Below are 23,911 nucleotides of genomic sequence, written 5' to 3' on the forward strand. Positions count from 1 at the left end.
CATATCGGCTGCTGATTCAACTGGATGAACACGCGCGTTTTCCTTCGGGCCGGGCTTCATCGCGGCATGACGGTTTCCTTTCGCGTGCCCAAATCGCATAGGGAAAAGCAGGGCAAGAGTGGTTTGGCAGAAGCGGATCTGCTGAACCACTCTTTTTGTCATACAAGTATTTTGGTCCGTGCGCGATTCGGCAAAATACGCCGGGCAGCGAGGGAGCAGGATCAAGGTAAAAGGACCTGTTTCGAGCGGAAATGGCAAAATTTTTTTCTAAAATAACCCAAAAAATTTTCCCGAATGCGCAACAATATTCCCTAAATGACCGTCGGTGATGGTGAAATTTTCCTCCAAGAGAAAGGGGGAGGAGGGCGCGTGCCGACCTTGTATGTCATCGTTCCCATTCTTTTCGTAATGGCAGTGGCTGTGTATACAGACCTACGCTACCGACTGATTTACGATTGGTTGACGCTGCCTGGGATCGCCTATTTTCTCATCGCGCATGCGGTTCTTCGGCCGGAAGACTGGCTGGCGCACCTCCTGGGGGTCGTCGTGCTTGGCGGACTGTCGCTCGGGATGGCCGTCATCAGCAATGGGCAACTGGGAGGTGGCGACATCAAGCTGCTTGCTCTGGTAGGGGCAGCGTTGGGCTGGCAGGCGGGATTGTTCGCAATGGTGCTTGCCTATCTGCTTGCCGGAGTCATCATGCTTCCCGTATGGCTTGCCTCAAGACTGTCGCGAAAGGTGACTTTGGATCGGGAAATCCCGCTGGCTCCATTCATCGCGGGGGGAACCGGGCTGTTGCTGGTAATGGTTATCTATTACTAGGCGGTGATTCTCGGGGAATAATCCGATAGTAACAGTGTGTATTTTTACTTATTATGGAAAAGTGGGTTGTGCAGCATGATTTGACATTATTCTAGCTACAGAAAAAGAGAGGGAACCTTTTCATGTTGGAATCGAAACGACGGGCAATTATTTTTCTGGCGTTATCCTTTTTGCTTGCGGCTCTGGCCGGGTTTCTGTTTTTGAAGAAAATCAAGGACATGAACGCGCAGCTCGGGGAGATGGTGGAGATTTACGAGGCGAATGTCGATATTCCCTCTCGTGCCTTGATCCAACCCGATCAATTGACGACAAGACAAATTCCGAAAAAGTACGCGGATGGTTCGTACGTTGTCGACAAGATGAGTCTGAAAAATCAGGTAACGGTCGTCCCTTTGTCGAAAGGCGACATCATTACGAAAAATATTTTGAAGCCGGCGAATATGGTCCGCGATCAAAACAATCGGCTGATTACCGTGTACGCGTCGGGAAACATCATGTTCGACCAGGAGCTGGGGGCGCTGGACCGTGTGGATATTATCATCTCGACTACGAAGGCCGGTCAGCCTGTAACCGAAGTGTTCATGAAGGACGTTCCTGTCGCCATGGTGGCGAAGTCGGACAACAAATTCAAGGGCGTGGCGCTGGAGCTGCCGTTTGAGGATGTGCCCAAATTCATCCATCAGCAGCACTACGCCGAGCTGATGCGCATTTTGAAAGCCAATGTCGGCAAAGGAGAGCTGGGGATTCCCGACCCGTTTACAACCACGGAGCCGAACAAGACGGAGACGGCGCCAAAGCCAAAGCCTGCGGAAACAAAGCCGCAAACGCCGCCAGCCACAACACCAGCGACTCCGCCAGTGACGGCACCAGCGGCTCAGCCAGCCGGGCAAACTCAGCCAGCACCGACCAATCAGCAGCAGCCAGCGAAACCGCCAACTTCGGTACAGCCGCCAACCAATCCAGCACCCAAAACCGGAGGGTAAGTCATGAGCAAAGAAGTGAAAATTCTTGTAGTCGCAGATTACGATTCGGTCAAGGAAATGCTCACGGAATTTTTGGCCGGGTATGAGCAAACACGCTATACGACCTCCAGCGAAGTGAAAAAAGAAATCGACCGGATCGGACCCGATGTCGTGTTGCTCGTCCAGCCCGAGGAGGGGGCCGGAGTCGAGCTGGTTCAGTACATACAGAGCGAGTTGCCAGAGGGAATCGTCATTTTTTTGACGGAAAGGCAAGATTTTGCCCTGCTGCGGGATGTCGTCCGCGCCGGAGCAGTCGAGTACATCGTCATGCCAGACGAGTTGAACCTGTTGACCGATCGCCTCGAAAAAATATCCGAGCTGTCCCAAATCCAGCAGCGCAAAAAAGGCGCGGATGCTTCCGGCAAAGCGTTTGTGCGCGGGCGGGGCAAGGTGTATTCCTTTTACAGCGGCAAGGGAGGCAGCGGCTGTACACAGCTTGCCACAGGCTTTGCCCAGTCGCTGAAGCTGGAATCGACGGCCAGCGTGCTTTTGATTGATCTCAACTTGCAGTACGGGGGCGTGGAGACGTTCCTGTCGTTTGACAGCAACCGCACGCTTGGGGACCTGATTCCGGTCATGAACGAGATGAACGAATTTCACATCCGCAACGTGGCGCAGCGCGAGGCTCACTCCAAGCTGGAAGTGCTGGTCAGCCCGCGTGACGCCGAGATTGCGGAAAACATGTCCGAGGCGTTTGTCACGCGCCTGATCCGGGCGAGTCGCCGCAGCTATGATTTCGTCATCATCGACCTGCCGAGCCATATGAACGAGCTGGTCTATGCCGCTTTGTCGGAAGCCGACATGATTTACTACGTGATGAACCTGGATACGCCTTCTGTGCAAATTTATCGGCTCGTCGAAGACTTGTTCAGACGGCTGCGCATCGATACCGAGGGCAGGCTGGAAGTCGTCGTCAACCAGGTGGGCCGGGATAACGAGCTGGCTGTGTCCGACCTGAAAGGGCTGTTCAACGCCCCGATTACCGCGGAAATCAGGCGGGATCACGCGGGGGTGCAGGCGGCTGTCAATCAGGGAAGGCCGTTGCAAAAAGAAGCGAATGAGAAAAAACTGACTCCTGCGGCAAAAGACATCCGAAAATGGGTCCAAAGCAAACTGTCTTGAGGGGGGAGCTAGATGGCTTTATTCAAGCGCAAGCAAGAGCAGAAGACAGCAGAAGATGAGTCGTCACGGACGACACTGGCAGCGACACTTGCGGCTCCCGCCTTCAATCCGTACATTGACGAGCTGGCAGAGCATTACAAGACACGCCTTTTGCGGGAAACCAACCTGGAACGGTTGACCAGCCTTGGCTCGCAGGAAATGCGGGTGGCGATTGAGCGTCTCGTGTCGCAGTACATGTCGGAAGAAAAAGTCGTGATCCCGCGCAGCGAAAAGGAATTGCTGCTGACTCGCCTGATCAACGAATCGGTGGGGCTGGGGCCGTTGGAGCCGCTGCTTGCGGACCCGGAGATTACGGAAATCTCGATCAACGGACACAACTTCGTCTACATCGAAAAACGCGGGCGGCTGGAGTTGACCGACTTGAAGTTTCGCGACGAGGAACATTTGCGGCACATCGTCGACCGGATCGTGGCTCCGCTCGGCAGGCGGATTGATGAAAGCTCGCCGATGGTCGACGCCCGCCTGAAAGACGGGAGCCGGGTGAATGCGGTCATCCCGCCGATCAGCTTGAACGGAACGCTGGTGTCGATCCGCAAGTTCCGCAAAGAGCCGTATTTGATGGACGATTTGCAACAATTCGGCTCGTTTGACGAGGCGATGTCGCGCTACATCCAGGCAGTCGTGGAAGCGAAGATGAACGTGCTGATCTCCGGCGGTACCGGGAGCGGGAAAACGACGCTGCTCAACGCGGCCGCGCGAGCGATCCCCCACTACGAACGGATCATCACGATCGAGGACTCGGCGGAGCTGAAGCTGACCCATCCGAACTGCGTCGGACTGGAGGCGCGCCCGCCGAACATGGAGGGAAAAGGCGAAATTACGATCCGCCAGCTTGTGCGCAACTCGCTGCGGATGCGGCCCGACCGGATTATCGTCGGGGAAGTGCGCGGCGCAGAGGCATTCGACATGCTGCAAGCGATGAATACAGGTCACGAAGGCTCACTCACCACGGTGCACGCCAACTCGCCACTGGACGCCTTCAACCGTCTGGAAGGAATGGTCGTCATGGCGGGGATGGATTTGCCCTCTGCCATCGTCCGCGAGTACATCGTCAGTGCGCTCGACATCATCGTACAGGTCATGCGGCTGTCGGACGGGACGCGCAAGATCGTCTCGATCTCCGAGGTGGCGAAGTCGGAGGACAAACGGGTAGAGGTGCAGGAAATTTTCCGCTTTCACCGGACTGGAATCGGCAGCAAAGGCGAAGTGCTCGGATATTTTACCCCGACCGGAATCATCCCGCGCAGCCTGGAGCGGTTCAAAGTATTCGGGATTGAGCTGGACGAGTCGATGTTTACGGCGAAAGGAGGGGGCAGACGTGAGCCTAGCTATTCTGTTTAGCCTGGCGGTGCTGTTCGGAATTTGGGGCATGTACGAATACCTCGGATACCGCACGAAGAAAAACGAGTGGAAAAAGAAAGCGGAAGACTGGTACGAGGTAAAGACACAGCGCAAAAGCTTCATCGTCGTCTGGGGCGACCGCTTCGACCAGAAGCCGTACGCCCAGGAGATCGGCAAAAAGCTGAAAAAAGCCAACATTCCGCTGACCCCTTCCGAATTTTTCGCGGGCATGTTCGTCGGGACGATGGGGCTTGGGTTTTTCCTGCACAGCGTAGTGGCGATTCCGGCTCCCTACAACTTCATGGCGGGCGGAGGCGCGATGTATGTCATCCAGAAAGCCGTCTTTTTTGCCCGGCGCCACAAATATTTGGAGAGATTGAACGATCAGCTCTCGGAGGTGTGCCGCCTGCTTGCCAACTCGTTGCGCGCAGGGCTGACGCTGACCCAGGGGATCGCGATTGTGGCAAAAGAACTGAACGCTCCGGCGGGAGAAGAGTTCAAGCGGATGTCGCGGGAGCTGGCGCTTGGCGTCAGTTTTGACCGGGCGCTGATGGAGATGGAAAAGCGGATTCCGACGCGCGATTTCCGCATTTTCGCGGCGACGCTGCTCATCCAGCGCAGGGCAGGGGGCAACCTGAGCGAAGTGCTGCAGGAGATGGCCGAGACGATGGAGGAGCGCCGCCTCGTCTCGCAGGAAATCAAGACGATGACCGCCGAGCAGCGCTACGTCTCGTATCTCGTGCCGATCATGCCCGTCGCCCTGGTGCTGATGATGAACATGATTAACAAAGGCTTTATCGATCCGCTGTTTACGCCGATGGGGCTGGTGCTGCTCGGGCTGTTCCTGATCGGAACGTTGCTGTCCTACATCCTGGTGAAAAAAGTGACCAACATAAAGGTGTGAAACGATGGATGCACTAATCATCACCTGTCTGTTTCTGTTTTTATTGTTCTTTTCCATATTTTTGAAGGAATGGTATTTGTTTTCTGTGCAAAAGCGCACGCTGATCGAGCATATGTACGAGGTGACGGGGCAGCGGACGTACGATGTGCGCAAGCCGGAAACGGCCTCGGAACGACTGGTCAAGCGGCTGTTGCGCTACGGGGATGACTATGCGGTCCTCGGGCAGCGCTTCAACTTTTTCAGCGAGTCGCACGAGGTGGAGGACTGGCTGCTCAAGGCGGGTCGCCCGCTCGATTTGACTGTAGCCCGCTTTCAAGGCGTCAAAATCGTGCTCGCCCTGCTCGGCATCATCATCGGGGCGTTGTTGTTCGTCCTCGGCTTTCCGTTCGCCCAGTTCGGGCTGATCCTGTGGCCGCTGGCTGGCTATTTTTTGCCGATCCTCTGGTTGAAGAAAAAGGCGAGCGAGCGCCAGCAGCAAATCCGCTACGATCTGCCCGAATTTCTCGATACGGTCAGCGTGACGTTGCAGGCCGGAGTCAGTCTCGATCACGCCCTGCGCGAAGTCATCCGCTTTTTCAGCGGGCCGATTCAGGAAGAGTTCTCGCGCTTCAACCAGGAGATCGACCTCGGTGTGCCGCGGGAAAAAGCGTACGAGCAACTGCTGCGGCGCAACGACAACCCGGAATTTCAACTGTTGATCAAGGCATTGATCCAAGGAATGCGCCTGGGTGTGCCGATCTCGGTGACGTTCAAGGTGCAGGCGGACAACATGCGGCGAATGCGCAAAGAGCTGGTCAAGGAAAAAGCGGCGAAGGCCTCGCCGAAGGTCACGCTGATTACCACGCTCGTCGTCGCCCCGACCGCCATGCTGATGATCGGCGGCCTGATGGTACTGAACATTTTGGAAAATGCCAAGACGTTTACGGGCATTTTCCAATAAATGCTGGATCGGATGCCTGTAAGGGAGGTGATGCAGGCAGAGGTGTCCGGGAGTCATTTTTTACCTATTAAATACATTCCCGTTTGGAGGAAAAAACGATGGTGACAACATTGATGCAAAAACTGTTTGTAAAAGCAAGCTTTTCCCTGCGCAACGAAAAGGGAGCGCAATCGATTGAATGGATCGCACTGGCTGCAGTCGTCCTGGCGGTGCTTGGCGCTGTAGCGACCTTTTTCAGCAAAGATGAAAACGTGGGCAACGCCGTTTCCGGCACGCTGTCCGATGTCATTGAGCACATTGGCGACAAGATTACAGGTGACTAATGCCAAGCGTCAATTCCGGTGCCTACGGTTAGTGGTGGAAGCTGATTTTCACCACTAACTTTCCCTGTTTTTTGCCTGGGAACAACAAGCAGCTCTGAAATGACGGAGGTACATACAGATGAAAGCTATCAAGGTACTGATTGCAGCCCTCGGGCTGATGGTCATCTTGCATGCTTGCTCCAGCGACGAGCCGTCGAGCACGCAGGAACCGACGACGCCACTGGAAGCGGTGTCCAACGAGCAGGTGGAACAGCCAGTCAATCAGGAGCAGAAGCCGTCGAAGGAGGAGCAAATCGCTTCCCTGAAAGCATTGCTTCCTGAGGGAGCCACAAAAATTCCGGAGACGGCCGCCGAGATTGCCAGTTTTCCTATCGGGCGCTATGCGGGAAGCAACTATTCCGAGCATGAACAAGAGCTGCAGACTTTTTTGCAGGAGCTGCCCGCCATCGAAAACCCCGATCAGGAGGTTGTCGGCATGTACTATATGGCGCTGCTCGGGCTATTCGCCGAAGACTACCCCGATCCGGAACGGCTGATCGAAGATATCAAAATGGCTTCGTTCGGAAGTCCTGAAATCGACGATCCCCGCTTTCAGTTCAAGGAGCAGTACAACGTCGAAATCATTCTCGACGCGAGCGGCAGCATGGCAGGCCGGATGGACGGCAAAACCAAAATGGACGCGGCCAAGGAAGCGATCAAAGCGTTTGCCGAGACGTTACCCAAAGAGGCGAATGTGGCCCTCCGCGTGTACGGGAACGAAGGGAGCGGCAAAGACTCCGACAAGGCGCTTTCTTGCAGCAGCAGCGAGCTGGTGTACCAGTTGCAAAAATACGACGCCGGAAAGCTCGCCGCAAGCTTGAATCAATTCCAACCGACGGGCTGGACTCCGATCGCTCATTCCTTGCAGGAGGCAGAGAAAGATTTGAGTCAGCTTGCCGGGGACAAGAATACCAACCTGATTTTTCTCGTCAGCGACGGAATCGAGACATGCGGCGGAGATCCGGTGGCAGCAGCGAAGCAGTTGGCGGATTCTAACATCACGCCTGTCTTGAATGTCATCGGCTTTGACGTGGACGGAGAGGGACAAAAGCAGCTAAAGGCAGTCGCAGAAGCAGCGCGCGGCCGCTATGTATCGATCCGCGACAAAAAAGGGTTGCAGGACGAATTTTCCAAAGCAAAAGAAATTGCGGACGAGTGGTACAAATGGAGGCGCAAGGAATCCAGTGAAGCGTACTCCCGAAAAGTCAATCTGCTCGTAAACAATACGCACTACAAGCTGGAGTGGAAGTTTTTGGCCGACGATGAGAAGCGAAACGTCGACTGGATGATTCGGCAGATCAAACGGGATAAACGGTTCCCGCAGCAGCTCGCCGAAGGGTTGGCCCGATTGCAGGATGAACATAAGCGAAACGTGGATAAACGGGCGGACGAACTGGAAGACATGCTCGATTCTCTGGCCAAAAAATCATACAAGGAAACCATTGAAGCCATTTCTGAGCAGTACGGCATCAATGCAGGCGGAAACTAGCGCCGCCAATCAGTGGTTTGCCAGGGATTAAGGAAATCGGGGTGAATGCTGTGAAGCGTCTAGCAAGACGGACGAATTGGGCTGCCATCGTTGCCCTGTTCATACTGGTGATCAATCTTTTCCCCTTTGCAGCTTTTGTGCATGCAGAGTCTGTGGCGCCTGGCGACGTGCGTCCAGGCGCAGTCCAGCCGGGAGAGATCAGGCCGGGAAATATTTCGCCAAATGACATACAGCCTGGTAGTTTTCAATGGGAAACAGGAGAGATTTCGCCCGGTGAGATACAGCCGGGGAGTCTGGATGTAGGAAACACCCGTCCTGGCAATGTTCAGCCAGGCAGCGTCACGCCCGGCAATGTGAACCCAGGCGTGATCCAGCCAGGAAGCGTCAGTCCCGGCGATACCCAACCGGGGAACGTCAATCCGGGGGATACCCGTCCCGGCAGCCTGACCCCAGGCAGTACCCAGCCAGGGAGCGTCACACCGGGCAGCCTTTCCGGCAAGGGCGATTCCAAAGCCTACGACTATGTAAACTGGTCGATCAACAGTGCGTTCGGCGGCAGTCTCAGCATGGTGGCCGACATGGCGGAAGGGAATGTAGACCCGGCTACCTTTGCCAGCATGCGCAGCCTGTTTTTGGTCGAGCTGGGCGTCAAGGCGATCGACATTCATCTGAAAGACACTTCCTTCGACTGGGTGAGCGGCTTGCCTGTCGACGGCTTCGACGCTGCTTCCGCCTGGATGAATTTCAAGTTCATCAAAGACACGGCAAGCGGCCTGCAAGTGACAGGACTGGTCAAAGGCTTGAACGTCGCGACAGCGGGAATCAGTCTGGTGTTTGACAGCATCGATACCTTCACGAACTTTCAGGATGCCTTTGATTCAGGCAACAGCCAGTCTGAGCGCATCGACTATGCGATCGACGGAACAGGCAGCTTCGGCAGCACGCTTATGGATGCCGGGGTCATCGCCGCCATGATTCCCGGAGGGCAGACGGCCGCTGTCGTGCTTGTCTCAGTCGGCGGCGTTCTGTGGGTAGGCAGCAAGCTGGCGAAATGGGGACGCAAGCTGTTCAAACGGTTCGCCTAGCGTCTGATACTGGTCGTGACTGGCCGCCAAAACGTTAGATGGGAATGAGTCAGAGTGAAGCATCCGATCAAAGAAAGCTTCCTGTTTTATACACGCAACATCGAGTCCATGCTGCTCTTGTCAGCGGTCGTCGTTCTGCCTTTTTTGCTCATTCACAATTTTACCGTCAACTATATCCACTTTATCGCTGCCTTGACGGGCGGGCAGGTGGTTTCCGCCTTTTTCAACCTGTTTTTGCTGCTCGTGTTTTTGACAGTCGTGCAGCTTCCGTTTGCCCAGTATGTGCAAAGCGAGCTTGCGGGAGAGGAACGGCCGATTCGCCAGGCATTGCGCACGTTTTTGGATCAAGGCTTTGCCGTGTTTGTCTTCGGGATCGTCTACGTCCTGGCCGTGTCTTTTGGCATGATGCTGTTTTTTGTGCCGGGGATTGTCATCCTCGTGCTGTTTTACTTGACTCCTTATTTGACGGTCATGAAAAAGCAGCCGGTGCAGCAGAGCTGGAAAAAGGCGTTTGCGCTGGGGAAAAAGCATTTTTTCTCTATTCTCGGCGTGATTTTGCTGATTAGCGCCATCGAGTGGGGCATCAGTGTGATCGGGCTGTTTACCGTCACTTACATTACGACCAGCTTTGGCGCGGTTTTCTTTACGCAGATTTTGCTGAATGTCATTTTCTTTCCGCTGATGGCGGTGATGCTGACGATGTATACGCACAGATGGATGAGTGAGCCAGCGACTGCGGAGAGCGTGGATACCGGGAGGAGGGACACGGCTTGACGACAAAAGAAGCGAAAAGGCAGCGGTTTTGGAATGGGATCGCGATTGTTTTGTACGGCGTGCTCATGCCGCTCTGCTGCCTGCTCATGGTAGTGGGGGAGACGATTCCGTATCCGCTGCTGCTTGTCTGGTTTGCGCTGCCCTATATCGAACAGTCTGGCATGGAGTACGCACGCCGCAAAGAAGTGAAGCGGTAGAGACGACGCCAAGCGAATAATCATGGAGGGGGAAACGACATGTCCAAGCAGGAGAAAAACTGGCAGCGTTTCTGGAAGTTCATGCTGCTTTATTTTTACGCCCTGATTGTGCCTGCGGCGATCATCGGCGCCATTTACCGGGGAGACTTTCCGATCCAGCTGGTCATTTTGGCGATCGGGCTGCCGTTTATGAAAAAAAATCATCTGGCTTTTCTCCGGAAGAAACATGCGTCTGTTTAACCGTACGCCCAGGCAGTCGGTGATGCCGGGCGCAAGACAGGGCCGCGCGAACGCGAGGAACGCAGGAAAGCTGTCGCGTCTGCTGTCCGGGGAAAAAGGCTCGGTCACGATTGAGTTTCTCGGGATTTTGCCGCTGCTTTTTCTCATCATGCTCGTTTGCTGGCAGTTTTTGATCGGCGTGTACGGGGTGATCGCCGCGCAATCGGCTGCCAATGAGGCGGCAAAAGTATTCGCCATCACCGGGAGCGAGGCCAGTGCACTGAACGCCGCTGAAAAAGTGTTAGCCGGAGCGGGTGGCGGCATCGGCTTCGACAGGGGAGAGTCGTACATCGAGACGACAAGTGACGGGTACTTCAAAGTCATGGTCGGCGCGAACCTGGAAATCGCCTTTTTGCCGGATATTTTGACACAGAACATGGATGAGGCGGACAAAAGGATTTCGTTCCAGCGCGAGATCACGAGCAGGGTGGTTCACTAGATGAGAGACTGGCTGGCGTGTTTGCGGAATGAACGAGGCAATGTCACAATCTTTACGCTTACGATCTTTATGCTCATCATGCTCATCTTGTTCATGGCGCTGTTTAACCTCTCGACAGTCTTCGTCGTCAAGGAGCAAGCGTCAGACAGTGCGCAGCAAGCGGCGCTGGCGGCGGTCAAGCCGATCTACGACGAGATGGAAAAGGCACTCGTTCGCTACGATCGATCTCCCATGCGCCTGAAGGACGAGACATACATCAAGCCGTTCGTGGATCAGGCGGAAGCCGCTATCCGCGCGAGCCATCCGGATTGGGCCAGGAGCGAGGTGCGGTACGAAGCGATTGACCAGGTGCTGGGAAGCTGGCTGCCAGCAAACGTGGAGCTGCTGCTGTATGTGCAGGCGGGTCTTGCAGAAGCAGCCCCGAAGCTGCGGGATGTCGTCGTCACGGTCCTCGACGCCAATCACGCCACAGTGCCCGGTTCGCAAATTGTCGTCACCGCGGATGAGCGCATTCAGGTACAGACTTCTGTCCGCTTCCGTTCCACTACGTTTGACTTTTCCTTCATGCCTGACCCGAAGCACGAGGAGGAAGTGTACCAGACGGGATCGAGCAGACAGATTGGCTTTCTCCATGCGGCAGGAAGCTTTTTTCTCAGTTCTATCACGCTGTAAAGGAAAGCACGGTTCATCTCGTCATATCCGATGATGCAGAACATATACACACGACAAGGAGGCTATGACCGAATGCACAGTAAGTACAGGCGAATGCTCGGCCTGGTGAACAGCTTGATGACGGCACTGCTGCTGTGCGGCTGCACCCTTGGCGCATCTGGAGCAGGGCCGCGAGTGGGCGAGGTGAAATGGCCTCAAAATACGCAGGAGTTGATTGCGGAGCAGCCCGGACAGTTGGCGGGCACGCATTTTTACCTCGCCCAGCATCCGCATCGGCCGGCTATTGCTGCCATTCTCGACAAAATGCCTACTGTGGTGGATGGGATGAACGAAGCGTATTTGCAACTGTACTGGAATCAGCTGCTCGCTTTGTTCTCCGAAGACTACCTCAGTCCGCAGATGGTTGTGGATCGCTGGAAAATGGCTTCGTTTGGAGATCCCGGCATCGAGGATGCGCGGTTTCAGTTTCGGGAAAATTTTAACGTCGAAATCATTTTGGACGCGAGCGGCAGCATGGCCGGGAAAATGGGAGACAAAACCAAGATGCAACTGGCCAAGGAAGCGATCAAGGAATTTGCCGAATCACTCCCGGAGGAAGCAAACATTTCGCTGCGCGTCTATGGACATAAAGGGAGCAATGCCGATGGAGACAAACAGCTCTCCTGCTCCAGCAGCGATCTTGTCTATCCGCTGCAATCGTACGAGCCGAAGCGGCTGGACCAGGCGCTTGCACTGTTTGAGCCGACTGGCTGGACGTCGATCGCCCATTCTCTCAAGCTTGCCCAGCAAGATTTGGCCGCGTTTTCGGCGGATAAAAACACGAACGTCATCTACCTCGTCAGCGACGGCATCGAGACTTGCGGCGGCGATCCGGTGGCTGTAGCCAAAGAGCTGTCCCAGTCGCAAATCATGCCGCTCGTAAACGTGATCGGCTTTGACGTGAACGCCGAAGGGCAGAAGCAATTGAAGGCGATTGCCCAGGCATCGGAAGGCTTGTATGCCAACGTGACGAACCGCGAGCAATTCAAAAGAGAGCTGGAGCGGGCAAAAGAAATCGCTCAAAAGTGGGAGCAGTGGAAGCGGGACGCCCTGACGGAAGTAGGCGAGGTGCTGATCGACCGCCGCAAGTGGATCGACGCCTACAACCGGGACTGGTACGAGAAAAGCTGGCGGGAGAGCTTGAACATCGGAAGCGCGATGAGTATTTGGCGGCAAGCGGCAAGATCGGCAGCCAGGCCAAAGCGTATTTTACGAAGCAGAGACAGGACAGGGAAGCGTTAGCCTCGCAGGCGAAAGAAGAGCTTACCGATTATTTGGTGAACCTTACCAACAAGACTTATCAGGAAATGAAAGAGGAAATCGAGGAAAAATACAGTGGAAGCTAGTGGAAAGTCCCGTTGCTTGCGACAATGTTGAACTGTTACCCGTCAGATGGACACTTTGGAAAAGGTTACCGTCTAACGGGTTTTTGTATTTTAGTCATCTTTAATTTGAGAAAGGAGCAGGGAGTCTATCATGCCCGCCCCTCCATGTAAAGCCGAGGACGGAACATCCACCTGTTCAAAACCCATTTACACAAAATAAATTACAGTCCCTCGCCTACGCCCACGAACTAAATAAAATGGGATTCGTCACGAAGTCCCATTTTATTTTGCAAAAGGTCCCAATACCGGCGTGTATCCCAATAGTCTTTAGTTCGTGTTATCAGTTGCCTTTTTTGGAATTGCATTTTCCTCTGTAGCTTTGACGTATACATCCTCGCTTTTTTCAAATGCAATATGAATACTCGGATCAACGTCCTTGATCGCAAATAGCTTGGTTCCTTTCTCTAGGTAATTAGATACAATAGTTGCTTGCGATGTTTGTTCGTCCCCTTCAAAATCGTATTTCTCTTCTACAGTTCCAATTTGTTCTCCGATGTTTTCTTTCTCTACAAGTTCGACTTTGTTTTCATCGTTTTCAATTACATAAAAATGGTTATCGACTTTCACATAAGGGTACGGCCAGCTTGCGATTTCATTTGTTGTTTTTTGTGTATCTGTTGATGGGGAGTTGTGAGCACATGATGAAAGCAGTAAAGCGGAAAGGATCAACTTGACTGTGAGCGGAACTCTTCTCATTCTGAGCCCTCCTTACCTGTAAATGAGTAGAGTGCGGGTGATTTTATGATATCATCCACACTTTTCCTGGTGAATATTTCTATTTAGGTTCCTTGGCTAAATCAGCAATCGTGTCTAATCCCATGTCGATGACTTTTTGATTGATTTCCCCATCCACAAACGAGAAAATGGAGAAGTCGCTTAATTCAGCGTCAGGAGTTTTCATCAGTTTGCTGTCACTTCTGGCTAACTCATATAATCCCTGCGGACCTCCAGTAACCTGATATTTCCCATTGCGTTCCGTGTTATCGTTGATTTTGCTTAAAAACAAGAGATACGTCTTTGAATTCTCTAGCAATGGCAGGTCATCAAATACCTCTACTTTGCCATCCATTCGGACTCCGCCGTATTGCGACAAAACTACTTCTTCAAGAGGAGGGCCCTTCAACACGCGCTGCAACTCAATAGTACCGTCGGTAAATGTATGTTCATAGCCGTCAAATGGTTGGTACGATTTAATCTCTTCTTTCAATGTTCCTACCACAACCAAGTCCGATTCGTCTAATAATGATTTCACGGATGGTTGCTCTTTCCCCCAACTCGCATGTACTGAGACGACATTGCTTTCTTTAGGCGTCGAAAGAGTGTACCCTAATACCCCGGATAGCACTACAGAAGTAAGTAAAACTACTTTTATTGTGTTCGTCATGTCAATCCTGCTCCTCTCAATCAGTATAATGGATTTCTAATATTTTCTTTTCTTTACTTGATATGATGTTTGTGTCTCTATCGTCATATGGATACATTAAATATTTTTTTGACCCCGACTGGTGCTTTAGTCCAACAGCGTGTCCAAACTCGTGTGCGATAACACCAAGCAGTTGAAAATCACTATAATCTTCAATCTTGGCTTCGTTTATTTGAATTTCGATGCCTTTGTAGTAACCTTTGGAGTCCCAATTGCCATCAGCTCCGTTAGCAATCGCGGTCCATGTAACAGAGCTAAAATTTACATTTTCCACCTCAATATGACGTCCAGTAGTGCTCCTAGATTTCTCAAACGTCAAGGTAGTCTGATTATTATTCCAGTTGTCCAATGCTGCATCGTTGACAAAACTTTTCAAAACGCTATTACCAGATACGTTGTTCACGTATGGTATACTATCAGGGTTTTTCCAGCGCCCCTCCCACACGTTTGCATGGGCTAGGCTCATTCCAATTGTAAATGACAACATCGCCGGGACAGCCAACGCGGCTCTTTTGGCTACACTTCGTACATTCATCGGATAGATCACTCCTTTTATTTCAAACTCCCTATATTTTACAATAAATACAAATTTATGCATATAATTACCTTTTTTTATTTTATCTCAAGCGAAGTGTCACTAAGGGTTACCAACGCGATCGACTGGGATAAGCTAGCGACAGATCTGGAAGTGCGATGCCGGTTATGGTGCACAAGCGCGCGTCCACGCTGGAACGGTGCCCGACTGCTCAGTTATTGCGCATGAGTTGAAACGTAGCAGTAAACGAAACTAAACAACCAGTCACCGATTTAATATCAGCAACTGGCTGCCTAATTAGTTAAGGTGTTTTGATCCCTGTCCTACAAACGGGGGTCAGTCCCGGGTCTTGACCATGTTACCAGTGGACATTAAAAAAGATGCCCCCTGATAAATTCAAGAGTCATCTCATAGCTGCTGACATTTTCCACAGGCTTATTTCAAATCCTGTCTATTTTTTGGGCAACAGTTCATGTGTCTGGCAACGGGACTTTTTTGAACGAAAAAGCTGTCTGAGGCGCTTCTCCCGGATCAATCGCGCCGTGCGTTGCTCCCGGGGCACGCTGTTTCGCTGCATGCAGGCGGTCGGTCGACCACATCAGTCATAGGTGAAGGTGACGACCTGCTTCAAGGCAGTATCGACCCCGATGGCGATTGCGTTGTGGCCGTCTGAATAGTAAAAGTAGCGCTTGAGATCGTTGTCTGTGGCCTCGGAAGTCCGAACGAGCTGAAAGTCAGCCGTGGCCAGCAAGTTTTGCGAGCGCACGAAGTCGGCTGCGGCTTTTTCCAGATCGGCTTCAGCGATCGTTTTCGTCGCTTTCTCGCCGTCCTTGCCGATCACGTCAATCGAGAGCGAGAGAAGCTGCTTTGTCTTTGGCTCGATGATCGCGTGGTAGCCGGATATATCTCCGCTTTTCGGCTCGCCGCGAAGCAGGGCGTGAACGGGCACTCCTTTGTAGATAGGTTCGCCAGTGGCGGCATCGATCAGTTTGGCAGGGTCTTCAAGTGTAATTTCCCGATCGGCGGTATCTACCGTCAGATGATAATATTGACGAACAGCGCCCGCAGCGATTTGCGCCGCTTCTTCTTTTCCCAGCCCCTGCACCTGTTCAGGTGTATTGGGCTTGGAACAGCCTATGATAAACAACGCCAGGATGGTCGTCGCGAGTAAAAAGGTTGCCAGTTTTTTCATGGGTCAAGCCTCCGTGCCTGTTGCGTAATCTTTTCTTATCCTAACAGGAAACGGGGCCAGGAGATATCGATTTTCCTTTCCACTACCTTACGATGTTGTAAGTTTGCAAAGAAATAGGGCGGACAGACAGGACATGAGGGTTGAAAAGACGAAAAATTCAGTGTACGGGTGTTTTGGTGAGCGAGAGCAATTTTGTTGAATCGAGGAGGAGAAGCGCTATGAGCACGAGTACCATTACTGCCCTGGAGTTGAATGAGGCCATTCAAACGTATGTGCGGACGGAAACGTTCCCTGTGGGCATTTCGATCATTCGCGAGGAAGCGGCATTGCCGACAAAGGCAAAGCGACCGCAGCAAGACTTGGGGTACCCGATCACGATTTGCCAGGCGGTCGGCTTTTCGCGACGTTATGGCTGGAGCATTGCCATGAACGGCGCAGATCTGTCCTGTCCGATCGCGCAGGTGGCGTTCGGCTACGAGGAACAACCTGCGTTTTACACCGAGGGCCATCTCGCTTGCGGGATGTACACAGACTCGCTGGAAACGGGAGCGAAAAGCGAGGCGGATGTCCCGAAATTTTCGGCGGAGGAAAGCGGCTACTACGTGTCATACCCACTGGAGCGGGCGCAGGTCGAGCCGGACGTGGTTGTCATTTACGGAAACGCGGCACAGGTGATGCGGCTGGTGGCGGGAATGCTCTACAAGCGCGGCGGCTCGATTCCTTCCACTTTTTCCAGCCGGGCGGACTGCGCCGATATTGCGATCAAGCCGATCCAGACCGGACAACCGCAAGTGATCGTCCCCTGTTACGGGGATCGGCTGTTTGCCCAGACGCAGGACCACGAGATGGCGTTCAGCTTTCATTTCCGCGATGCAGCCGAGCTGGTGGAAGGGCTGGCAGCCACGCAAAAAGGCGGGATACGCTACCCGATCCCGTCCTTCCTGCGCTATCAGGCAGAGTTTCCGCCGACCTACCAAAAGCTCGCTGGTCTGTTCGGAGAAAAAAGTTAGCCTTTTAGCCTGTTCAATTGGTGCAGATGGTGGCGATAGTGCATCTCTACAAGCGCAAACCACTCCTGCGCATTCAAAGGTCCGAAGCGAGGATGTGCGACTTTGTGGTGTGTCGGAATATCCTGCAAGGTCGGCTCAAATTCTTGCATCAGGCGCAGGACAGTGCGCAAACCATCGTGCAGCTGCTCTTTGTTCTCTGGCTGCTTGGGTGTATATTGGGGCGAAGCAGGAACGTGGATGCGGATAGGCGGTAAGGAGCCATGGGCAAAGATCGCTTGCCCGTCCTCAGACATTTGGGCGTCCGGCTGGATGACTTCGGGCGCGCCTTTTCTACACGCTTCGATGTTGGCGAGTTGCATATAGAGGGCCGATTGGATCAGATGCTGGTACATCTGGCCGATGGACCATTCCTCTTCGCTTGGCTTTTGCAGCAGACGGTCCATGTCAAATGCTTCGAGTTCCTGGATGTACAGATCGGTTACTTGTTGCATGCTGTGCATGATTTCGGTTGGATTCATCTTGTGGTCAGCTCCTCTTTCATTCTTTGTCACAAGCATACAAAAACGCTACTGACAACTGTATGTCAGTAGCGTTTTAGCAATTTTTCCGCTTCCTCGCGAATTTTTTCACGGAGGGATGGCGGTTCGAGGACGAGCGCATTTGCCCCCAGCCCCAGAACCCAGTCCGAGATTTCCTCCAGTTGCCGGACGCGCAGCGTGACCAGCACTCCGTCCGGATGATCGGCCATCTCTTCTATATAAAAGGACTTTGCTTCCAGCACCTGATCGGCTATCGCTGGCTGGACGAGCAGGCGGACTTCGAGTGTGCGGTTGTCGGGAGGTTTGTAATCGTCAAAGGAAAAATGTTCCGGGAGGTCAAAGCTGTCTTCGAGCATGGTCAGCCCGCTCATGCGGGACAGGCGGAACCTGCGGATGTCCTGGCGCAAATCGCAAAAGGCGAGCAAAGTCCACACGCCCCGCGCCAGCACAAGCCCGTAGGGAGCCGCATCGCGTACGCTCTCGCGGTTGCCGTCTGTCTCGGGGATCGTTTTGCGATAGCGGAAGCGGACTTTGCGGCGATGCAGGATGGCTTCGTGGAGCAGCTCGGCATATTGTTTTTCCCGCTCGCGCTGGTTGGCTTCTCCGATATCGAGCAGGCGAAAGGTCGAGCGAATCCCCTCTACTTCCCGGATAAATTCCTGCGACAGAAGCGCTTCGACTTTGCGTTGGACACCGCGGGCGCTGTGGCCGTAATTTTTGCCAAACGCCTGCTCGACCAGGTCTGCGCCGATCAGCAGCGCGACGGCTTCCTCCACCGTAAAGCGAACGGGCGGCAGAAAAAAGCCTTCCATCAGCGAGTAGCCTTGCCCTGGCGAGCCGACGACAGGGACCCCTGCTTCGCTCAACGCCTGCATATCCCGGTAGATGGTCCGCACGCTCGTCTCGAATGTCGCGGCCAAATCTTCCGCGCGCAAGGTGCGCTTGCGCTGAAGCTCCAGCACAATGGCCAGCAGGCGGTCTGATTTGTTCATGCATAGACCCCATTTCCAAAAACGTTTCTCATCCCCATTGTAGTTTTTGCGTCGAGCGAACAAAAGCCAGGAATGAACTTTCTGCCGGACGGTCGTCACGCCGCGCCATGTCGTGTCGCGCCGTCAACGCTATCGCTGCAAGTATTGCCATGCCATAAGACTAATCTATAACGCTGTTACTGGCACACATATTTCGCAATAAGGATTGGTCGTGATATCGCCCGTATATTTTTCCAAAATGGGCTTGCTGTCCATCGTGTATCCTTTGCTGTGGAGAGCAGGAAAAATTTCAGCATACGCCCGCTGGATGTCCTCTGCTGTATGCTTGGCTTCGAAAACGAGGTAATTCCCGCCCGCAAGCTCGCCTTCGCAAATGGAATCGGCATCGTCCAACTGATAATTTGCGGAGAGCACAATGCAAGCATCAAATCGGCAGCTTTCAGGAGCGGTTGTCTGTGGGTTATCTTGTGGAATGGCAAACAGGATAGCCGATTCCAGAAGCTGTTTCTCCTTCGCCCATTTTTTTAGCTCCTCCATTACTTCCACATTGGCAGGACCGTATGGACCGACTCGCCGCATATACGCAATGCGATAGGGGGGAATAGTTTCGACTTTGCATTTCATGGATGGTACTTCCTTTCTTCGTGGATTTGGTTGCGTATTGACTGTAGCATGTTCTAAAAAACATTTGCATTAATTTTTAGAATTTTTTGTAAATTTTAAAATGATGATTTTCACGGAACATCAGCATGAAAAAATGGATAGGGTTCAGATGTTCTCTGAAGCCTATCCATTGTTAGTGCTAGACGTGCTATACGGTATGCCCTACACCAGATTTTCCGGGTTCAAGCCTTCCAGCTCTGGCAGCACGAAGCGGCCGTCTTTTCTGATCAGCACGTCGTCAAACCAGATTTCGCCTCCGCCGTATTCCGGACGCTGGATTTGCACCAAATCCCAGTGAACAGAGGAGCGGTTTCCGTTGTCCGCTACTGTGTAGGCGTTGCCAGGCGTGAAGTGGAAGCTTCCGGCGATTTTTTCGTCGAACAGGATGTCCAGCATCGGATGCAGGATGTGCGGGTTGAAGCCAATGGCAAATTCCCCGATATAGCGAGCGCCTTCGTCGGTGTCGAGAATGTCATTCAGCGCTTTTGTATTGGAGCTGGTCGCTTCGACGATTTTTCCTTCTTTAAAAGTGAATTGCACATCGGTGAAGGAAATGCCGTGGTAGTTGGAAGCGGCGTTGTAGAAAATGGTGCCTTCTACAGAATCGCGAACAGGCGCTGTGTACACTTCGCCGTCCGGGATGTTGCGCTTGCCGTCGCATTTGACAGCGTTGATGCCTTTGATGGAGAAGCGCAGGTCGGTTTTTGGCCCGACGATGCGGACGCGGTCGGTGCGCTCCATCAGTTCTTTCAGCGGTGTCATCGCTCTGGACATTTTCGCGTAGTCCAGGTTGCAGACGGAGAAGTAGAAGTCCTCGAAGCCTTCCAGACTCATATTGGACAGTTGCGCCATCGATTTGTTCGGGTAGCGCAAAACGACCCAGCGTTTGTTTGGCACGCGTTCGTTTGTGTGCACTGGCTGATACAGGACACGGGAGTAGATGCCCATCTTGTCTTCCGGAACATCGGCAAATTCGTTGATGTTGTCGTAAGCGCGGATCGCGATGTACGCGTCCATGTCTTTCATGCGCTCGTATTCGTATTTGGCCATCAATGCCATATGCTCTTCGCTCGTTCCTTGGTAGAGCGCGCGCAGCACTTCCTGGTCTTTCAACGTTACCAATGGCAGAGCGCCGACAGCGAACGATTCGCGAACGAGCGCACGTACAAGCTCAGGTTGCAGCCCTGTGTTTTCGATCAGGACTTTTTCCCCTTTTTGCAAATTGAGAGAGTAGCGGACGAGGCGGCTAGCCAGTTCATTGATGCGTGGATCTGCCATATGTACGACCTCCATATAGTAAAAAAATTTTTATTAATCTCATTATCGCACAGGAAAGCGCGTGCCTGCCAGTATGTTCGTGCAGTATTTACAGGCAAGCCTGGTAGATGGCGACGACATCTTCCGCATGCAGTTTTCTGGCGCTCGGCAGATGTCCGGCACCGCGTCCGCCAATCGTAATCGCTTCTTCGGCCATTTTTGGCAGCGCGTCCTGCGTTACGCCAAAGTCAGAAAGCCGCTCGGTGATGCCCATGCTTTCATACCAGCGGGCAACAGCCGCGATGGTTGCGCGCGCTGCGGCTTGCTCGTCTTCCTCGGTAACTCCGAAGCAGTGTCGGCCCATGCGCGCCAGTCTCTCTGGACGCTCCGGCAAAATGACCTGCTCGAAATAAGGAAGCGAAAGAATCGCCAGTCCACGCCCGTGTGCCATGTCGTAAATGCCGCTCAACGGGTGTTCGATTCCGTGCAGAGGCATTCCGGCGCCGCGCCCTGCATTGGCAAAAGGACTGATGCCAAGCGTGCTTGCCCAGAGCAAAGTGGAACGTGCCTCTTCGTGATCCGGTTGGCGAATGGCGGTAACGGAGTGCTCCGCAACGAGCCGAATGAGCGTTTCCGTGATCCCGTCCTGCACATTCGTTTTGTCTGCGCTGATCAAGTATGTTTCAAACAGATGCGAGAAAATATCTGCGCATGACTCTGCCGTGACGCGTGCGGGAACGGTAAATGTGATCGATGGATCGAGAATCGCGATTTTCGGATAGAGGGCCGGGCCGTTTATGGAAGATTTCTCGTGTGTGTCCCAGTGGGTCAGGACGCTGATATTGTTTGCTTCCGATCCGGTTGCAGCCACAGTGGGCACGGTGAGAAGCGGGAGCGCTTCCTGCACGGGCACCAGCCATTTGCCTGAGCCGCTCGGGTTGCCGCGCATGTAGTCGTAGATGGGCCGCCCGGAAACGGCTGCGGCGGCAATGGCTTTGGCTGCATCCATAACAGAGCCTCCGCCCAAGGCCAGCACGAAGTCGCATTGCTCTTCGCGGGCAAGCGCTGCTCCGGCATCGACGGTCGCTGTGCGCGGATTCGGTTCAATTTTGTCAAAAAGAGTATAGGCTACTTGCGCTTCTTGCAGGAGCGTAATGGCGCGGCTAAGCAGACCTGTGCGCTTGGCTGCGCTGCCACCTGTGACGAGAAGCGCTTTGTTACCGAGAGTTTTCGCTGCCTGGCCCAAACGCGCAAGTTCGCCCATGCCGAAGTAGATATGGGTAGGAAAAGATACTTCAAAGGGAAACATCTGATATTCCTTCTTTCACGTGTAGGTTGTACCAAAGACAGTGTAACATAAAGACAAAAAAAGAGCCTTCTTGCAAAAGCGAAGAAGGCTCTTGGCATTTGGATCAAGCCACACGAAATCTCTCGCTGATTTCATGCAGCCGCGTGGACAAAGCGAGCAGCTCGGAGGCCAGATGGCGCGACTTGGCTACGGATGAAAGCTGTTCCTTGGAGGCGTCAAGCATCTCTTCTGTGCTGCTTTTCGTTTCCTGCGAGATCGCGAGGAACGTAACCAGCGTGTGGTCGACATCCTGCATGCCTTGGGTAATGTCGGACAGCCCTTCTGTGGCTGCGCGCAGCTCCCCGGTCGTCCGGTCGACGGCCTGGCGCAGATGGAGGAAGGCGTCTTCCGCTTCTTCCAGCTTTTGCACGCTCTCCTGGAGCTGGGTGGAAGCTTGGGAAGTTTCGCGTGAGATGGAAAGCGTCTCAGTCTGAACCGAAGCCATCAGGCGGTTGATTTCAAGCGCTGCCTTTTCCGATTCGTGTGCGAGCTTGGCGACTTCGCTCGCTACTACGGCAAAGCCGCGTCCGTACTCGCCGGCCCGTGCCGCCTCAATGCTGGCATTCAGGGCGAGCAGCTTGGTTTGCTTCGCCAAGTTTTCGATCAACGAAACCGCGTGCCCGATCGACGCCGACTGCTCTTGCATGTTTGCCATACGGGTGTCCAGTTGCTTGTACGTTTGGAAAAAGCGCTGGAAGATGACCGTCAACTCGTCAATTCTGCTTTGGCCGCTGTGCGTGACCGATTCCATCTGGCCGCCTGCTTCGATCACACTCGCGATTCGTGCAAACAGCATGTCGATGGAAGCGCGCATCCGTTGAAAAGAAGCACTTGCCTGTTCGGTTGAAGCGGCTGTTTGCTCTACGCCTTTATTCACCGTGTCCAGGCGGATGGAAAGCATCGACGAGCGCTCCCCTGCCTCGTCAGCGGTCTGCCTGATCTCGATGCCGCCGCGATTCAACTCCTGAATCATCGACTGGAACTCGGAGATGATGAGGTGCATCTGCTCGACCATATAATCGAAGTGATGCGAGATCGCCCGGATTTCCGGCCCTTCCTTTTCCAGAGCGGAGCGCTGTGTCAGATCGCCGGCGCTGACCTTTTGGATGGCCTGGATCAATGTTTGGAACGGATTCGTAATACCTCGCACAATAAACAAGCATAGTAAAACAGAGAGGACGAGACTTCCTGCAATGGCAAAAAGGATCAGTCTGGTCGTTTCGTGCAGATGGACTAAATATTGCTCTTGCGGCACGTCGATGACGTAGACGAAATTTTCTTCAGGTGAATGAGTAAAGGCCAAAGTATGTATCGTCCCGTCAATCGGGATGTGGATGACGCCGTAGCGTTCGGCTTCCAACTGATGCGCGTACTCAGGCGGAACGGGGATCGCTCCCTGCTTCGTCACGTTGGGAATCGGCTGAAACGCGCCGCTGCGCACGACGTATTGCTGAACATCGAGGCCTTCCTGGGCCAAAGAATTTTTTTGCTGCAACAGCTCGAACTCCAGCCTTTTCAGATAAGTTTCCTCGTCGGTGACAAAGGCGAACTTCAACAGGGAAATTTTTTCCGTCGTCTTGTCCGTCTCCGAATCGAGTCTGGCTTCCATTTGGGCGATCATGATTTTTTTGGCCTGCGTGTAAAAAGTCCCGCCGATCGCTGCGAAAGAGAGGAGCAAAAGGCAGAACAGCGGCACGGTCAGCTTCGTATGGAGCCGTGCGCGTCTGTGCCAGTGCGTAAATGGGGCTAGTAGTTTGCCAAAGATAAGGTGCGTCTTCATCCGATGTCCCCCTGATTATATGGATAGTCGTGGAGTCCTGTGACTAAGGACTATTGTAAAGAGCGGATGTAAAGCCAGTATGGATAACGTGTAAACGAATGTTAACGAAAACTTAACAACGATTATGCAACAATTTCCGAACGTTTGTCGAATCGTATTCACGCATTTTTCGTTGATAAATGCGTATGATTGTGTTTTAATGTAGTTGAATCGTTCGTGAATTAATCGTAACTCAACCTT

Annotated in this window: 26 protein-coding genes; 16 read left to right on the top strand and 10 right to left on the bottom strand. The window is 53.3% G+C overall.

The window, feature by feature from the left end:
• Nucleotides 1-369: 369 nt before the first annotated feature.
• From HP435_RS03450 to HP435_RS03520, 15 genes are all read left to right on the top strand, one after another.
• The gene (locus HP435_RS03450; protein WP_229049807.1) at nt 370-822 is read left to right on the top strand and encodes a prepilin peptidase; all 453 of its coding nucleotides are present in this window, start codon (nt 370-372) and stop codon (nt 820-822) included.
• Between the two features lie 122 nt (nt 823-944).
• Nucleotides 945-1,805 (top strand): CpaB family protein, encoded by an 861-nt coding sequence (locus HP435_RS29200; protein ID WP_173597821.1) that lies wholly within the window; start codon nt 945-947, stop codon nt 1,803-1,805.
• A gap of 3 nt (nt 1,806-1,808) precedes the next feature.
• A complete protein-coding gene (locus HP435_RS03460) occupies nt 1,809-2,966 on the top strand; it encodes a CpaE/TadZ family protein (RefSeq protein WP_173597822.1) in 1,158 nt (385 codons plus the stop codon).
• 12 nt (nt 2,967-2,978) lie between these two features.
• Nucleotides 2,979-4,367, top strand: coding sequence for a TadA family conjugal transfer-associated ATPase (locus tag HP435_RS03465; protein ID WP_173599441.1), 1,389 nt, complete (start codon nt 2,979-2,981; stop codon nt 4,365-4,367).
• Nucleotides 4,345-5,271, top strand: coding sequence for a type II secretion system F family protein (locus HP435_RS03470; RefSeq protein WP_173597823.1), 927 nt, complete (start codon nt 4,345-4,347; stop codon nt 5,269-5,271). The genes HP435_RS03465 and HP435_RS03470 overlap by 23 nt, the downstream gene beginning before the upstream one ends.
• A 4-nt stretch (nt 5,272-5,275) precedes the next feature.
• Nucleotides 5,276-6,211, top strand: a complete 936-nt coding sequence (locus tag HP435_RS03475; protein WP_122965588.1) for a type II secretion system F family protein — start codon at nt 5,276-5,278, stop codon at nt 6,209-6,211.
• Nucleotides 6,212-6,309: 98 nt separating this feature from the next.
• On the top strand, nt 6,310-6,534 hold the full coding sequence (locus tag HP435_RS03480; protein WP_122965587.1) for a hypothetical protein: 225 nt from the start codon (nt 6,310-6,312) through the stop codon (nt 6,532-6,534).
• A 118-nt stretch (nt 6,535-6,652) separates the two neighbouring features.
• Nucleotides 6,653-8,062 (top strand): VWA domain-containing protein, encoded by a 1,410-nt coding sequence (locus HP435_RS03485; protein ID WP_173599442.1) that lies wholly within the window; start codon nt 6,653-6,655, stop codon nt 8,060-8,062.
• A gap of 50 nt (nt 8,063-8,112) precedes the next feature.
• Nucleotides 8,113-9,147: a hypothetical protein gene (locus HP435_RS03490; protein ID WP_229049808.1), complete on the top strand. Its 1,035-nt coding sequence runs from the start codon at nt 8,113-8,115 to the stop codon at nt 9,145-9,147.
• A 54-nt stretch (nt 9,148-9,201) separates the two neighbouring features.
• The gene (locus tag HP435_RS03495) at nt 9,202-9,921 is read left to right on the top strand and encodes a hypothetical protein (protein ID WP_122965584.1); all 720 of its coding nucleotides are present in this window, start codon (nt 9,202-9,204) and stop codon (nt 9,919-9,921) included.
• Entirely contained in the window at nt 9,918-10,118 is a 201-nt protein-coding gene (locus tag HP435_RS03500; RefSeq protein ID WP_173597827.1) for a hypothetical protein, read from the top strand. Before HP435_RS03495 ends, HP435_RS03500 begins: the two co-directional genes overlap by 4 nt.
• Before the next feature lie 39 nt (nt 10,119-10,157).
• A complete protein-coding gene (locus HP435_RS03505; RefSeq protein WP_173599444.1) occupies nt 10,158-10,358 on the top strand; it encodes a hypothetical protein in 201 nt (66 codons plus the stop codon).
• Nucleotides 10,345-10,836: a TadE/TadG family type IV pilus assembly protein gene (locus HP435_RS03510; RefSeq protein WP_229049809.1), complete on the top strand. Its 492-nt coding sequence runs from the start codon at nt 10,345-10,347 to the stop codon at nt 10,834-10,836. Before HP435_RS03505 ends, HP435_RS03510 begins: the two co-directional genes overlap by 14 nt.
• The gene (locus HP435_RS03515) at nt 10,837-11,508 is read left to right on the top strand and encodes a Tad domain-containing protein (RefSeq protein ID WP_173599445.1); all 672 of its coding nucleotides are present in this window, start codon (nt 10,837-10,839) and stop codon (nt 11,506-11,508) included. It begins immediately after the preceding gene.
• A 72-nt stretch (nt 11,509-11,580) separates the two neighbouring features.
• On the top strand, nt 11,581-12,789 hold the full coding sequence (locus tag HP435_RS03520; protein WP_229049810.1) for a VWA domain-containing protein: 1,209 nt from the start codon (nt 11,581-11,583) through the stop codon (nt 12,787-12,789).
• A 410-nt stretch (nt 12,790-13,199) separates the two neighbouring features.
• On the opposite strand, the gene HP435_RS03525 is transcribed toward HP435_RS03520, so the two are convergent.
• The 4 genes from HP435_RS03525 to HP435_RS03540 form a co-directional block, all read right to left on the bottom strand.
• Nucleotides 13,200-13,628, bottom strand: coding sequence for a hypothetical protein (locus HP435_RS03525; RefSeq protein ID WP_173599446.1), 429 nt, complete (start codon nt 13,626-13,628; stop codon nt 13,200-13,202).
• Nucleotides 13,629-13,707: 79 nt separating this feature from the next.
• On the bottom strand, nt 13,708-14,316 hold the full coding sequence (locus tag HP435_RS03530) for a hypothetical protein (protein ID WP_173599447.1): 609 nt from the start codon (nt 14,314-14,316) through the stop codon (nt 13,708-13,710).
• A 16-nt stretch (nt 14,317-14,332) separates the two neighbouring features.
• On the bottom strand, nt 14,333-14,953 hold the full coding sequence (locus HP435_RS03535) for a M57 family metalloprotease (RefSeq protein ID WP_217365750.1): 621 nt from the start codon (nt 14,951-14,953) through the stop codon (nt 14,333-14,335).
• 535 nt (nt 14,954-15,488) lie between these two features.
• Nucleotides 15,489-16,082, bottom strand: coding sequence for a hypothetical protein (locus HP435_RS03540; protein WP_122965579.1), 594 nt, complete (start codon nt 16,080-16,082; stop codon nt 15,489-15,491).
• Between the two features lie 218 nt (nt 16,083-16,300).
• Here HP435_RS03540 and HP435_RS03545 point away from each other — a divergent pair, with 218 nt between their 5' ends.
• Nucleotides 16,301-17,092 (top strand): DUF169 domain-containing protein, encoded by a 792-nt coding sequence (locus HP435_RS03545; RefSeq protein WP_217365751.1) that lies wholly within the window; start codon nt 16,301-16,303, stop codon nt 17,090-17,092.
• Here HP435_RS03545 and HP435_RS03550 read toward each other — a convergent pair.
• The 6 genes from HP435_RS03550 to HP435_RS03575 all read right to left on the bottom strand — a co-directional run bounded on the left by HP435_RS03550 (nt 17,089) and on the right by HP435_RS03575 (nt 23,671).
• A complete protein-coding gene (locus tag HP435_RS03550) occupies nt 17,089-17,610 on the bottom strand; it encodes a DinB family protein (RefSeq protein ID WP_173597830.1) in 522 nt (173 codons plus the stop codon). The genes HP435_RS03545 and HP435_RS03550 overlap by 4 nt on opposite strands.
• A gap of 65 nt (nt 17,611-17,675) precedes the next feature.
• Nucleotides 17,676-18,623: a helix-turn-helix transcriptional regulator gene (locus HP435_RS03555; RefSeq protein WP_122965576.1), complete on the bottom strand. Its 948-nt coding sequence runs from the start codon at nt 18,621-18,623 to the stop codon at nt 17,676-17,678.
• A 165-nt stretch (nt 18,624-18,788) separates the two neighbouring features.
• Nucleotides 18,789-19,247, bottom strand: a complete 459-nt coding sequence (locus HP435_RS03560) for an AraC family transcriptional regulator (protein ID WP_173599449.1) — start codon at nt 19,245-19,247, stop codon at nt 18,789-18,791.
• Nucleotides 19,248-19,448: 201 nt separating this feature from the next.
• Nucleotides 19,449-20,564: an aminopeptidase gene (locus HP435_RS03565; RefSeq protein ID WP_122965574.1), complete on the bottom strand. Its 1,116-nt coding sequence runs from the start codon at nt 20,562-20,564 to the stop codon at nt 19,449-19,451.
• 88 nt (nt 20,565-20,652) lie between these two features.
• A complete protein-coding gene (locus HP435_RS03570) occupies nt 20,653-21,852 on the bottom strand; it encodes an iron-containing alcohol dehydrogenase (protein WP_173599450.1) in 1,200 nt (399 codons plus the stop codon).
• 103 nt (nt 21,853-21,955) lie between these two features.
• Nucleotides 21,956-23,671, bottom strand: a complete 1,716-nt coding sequence (locus HP435_RS03575; RefSeq protein ID WP_173599451.1) for a methyl-accepting chemotaxis protein — start codon at nt 23,669-23,671, stop codon at nt 21,956-21,958.
• Nucleotides 23,672-23,911 lie beyond the last annotated feature (240 nt).

Source organism: Brevibacillus sp. HD3.3A (assembly GCF_013284375.2).
In the GTDB taxonomy this organism is placed as follows: domain Bacteria; phylum Bacillota; class Bacilli; order Brevibacillales; family Brevibacillaceae; genus Brevibacillus; species Brevibacillus parabrevis.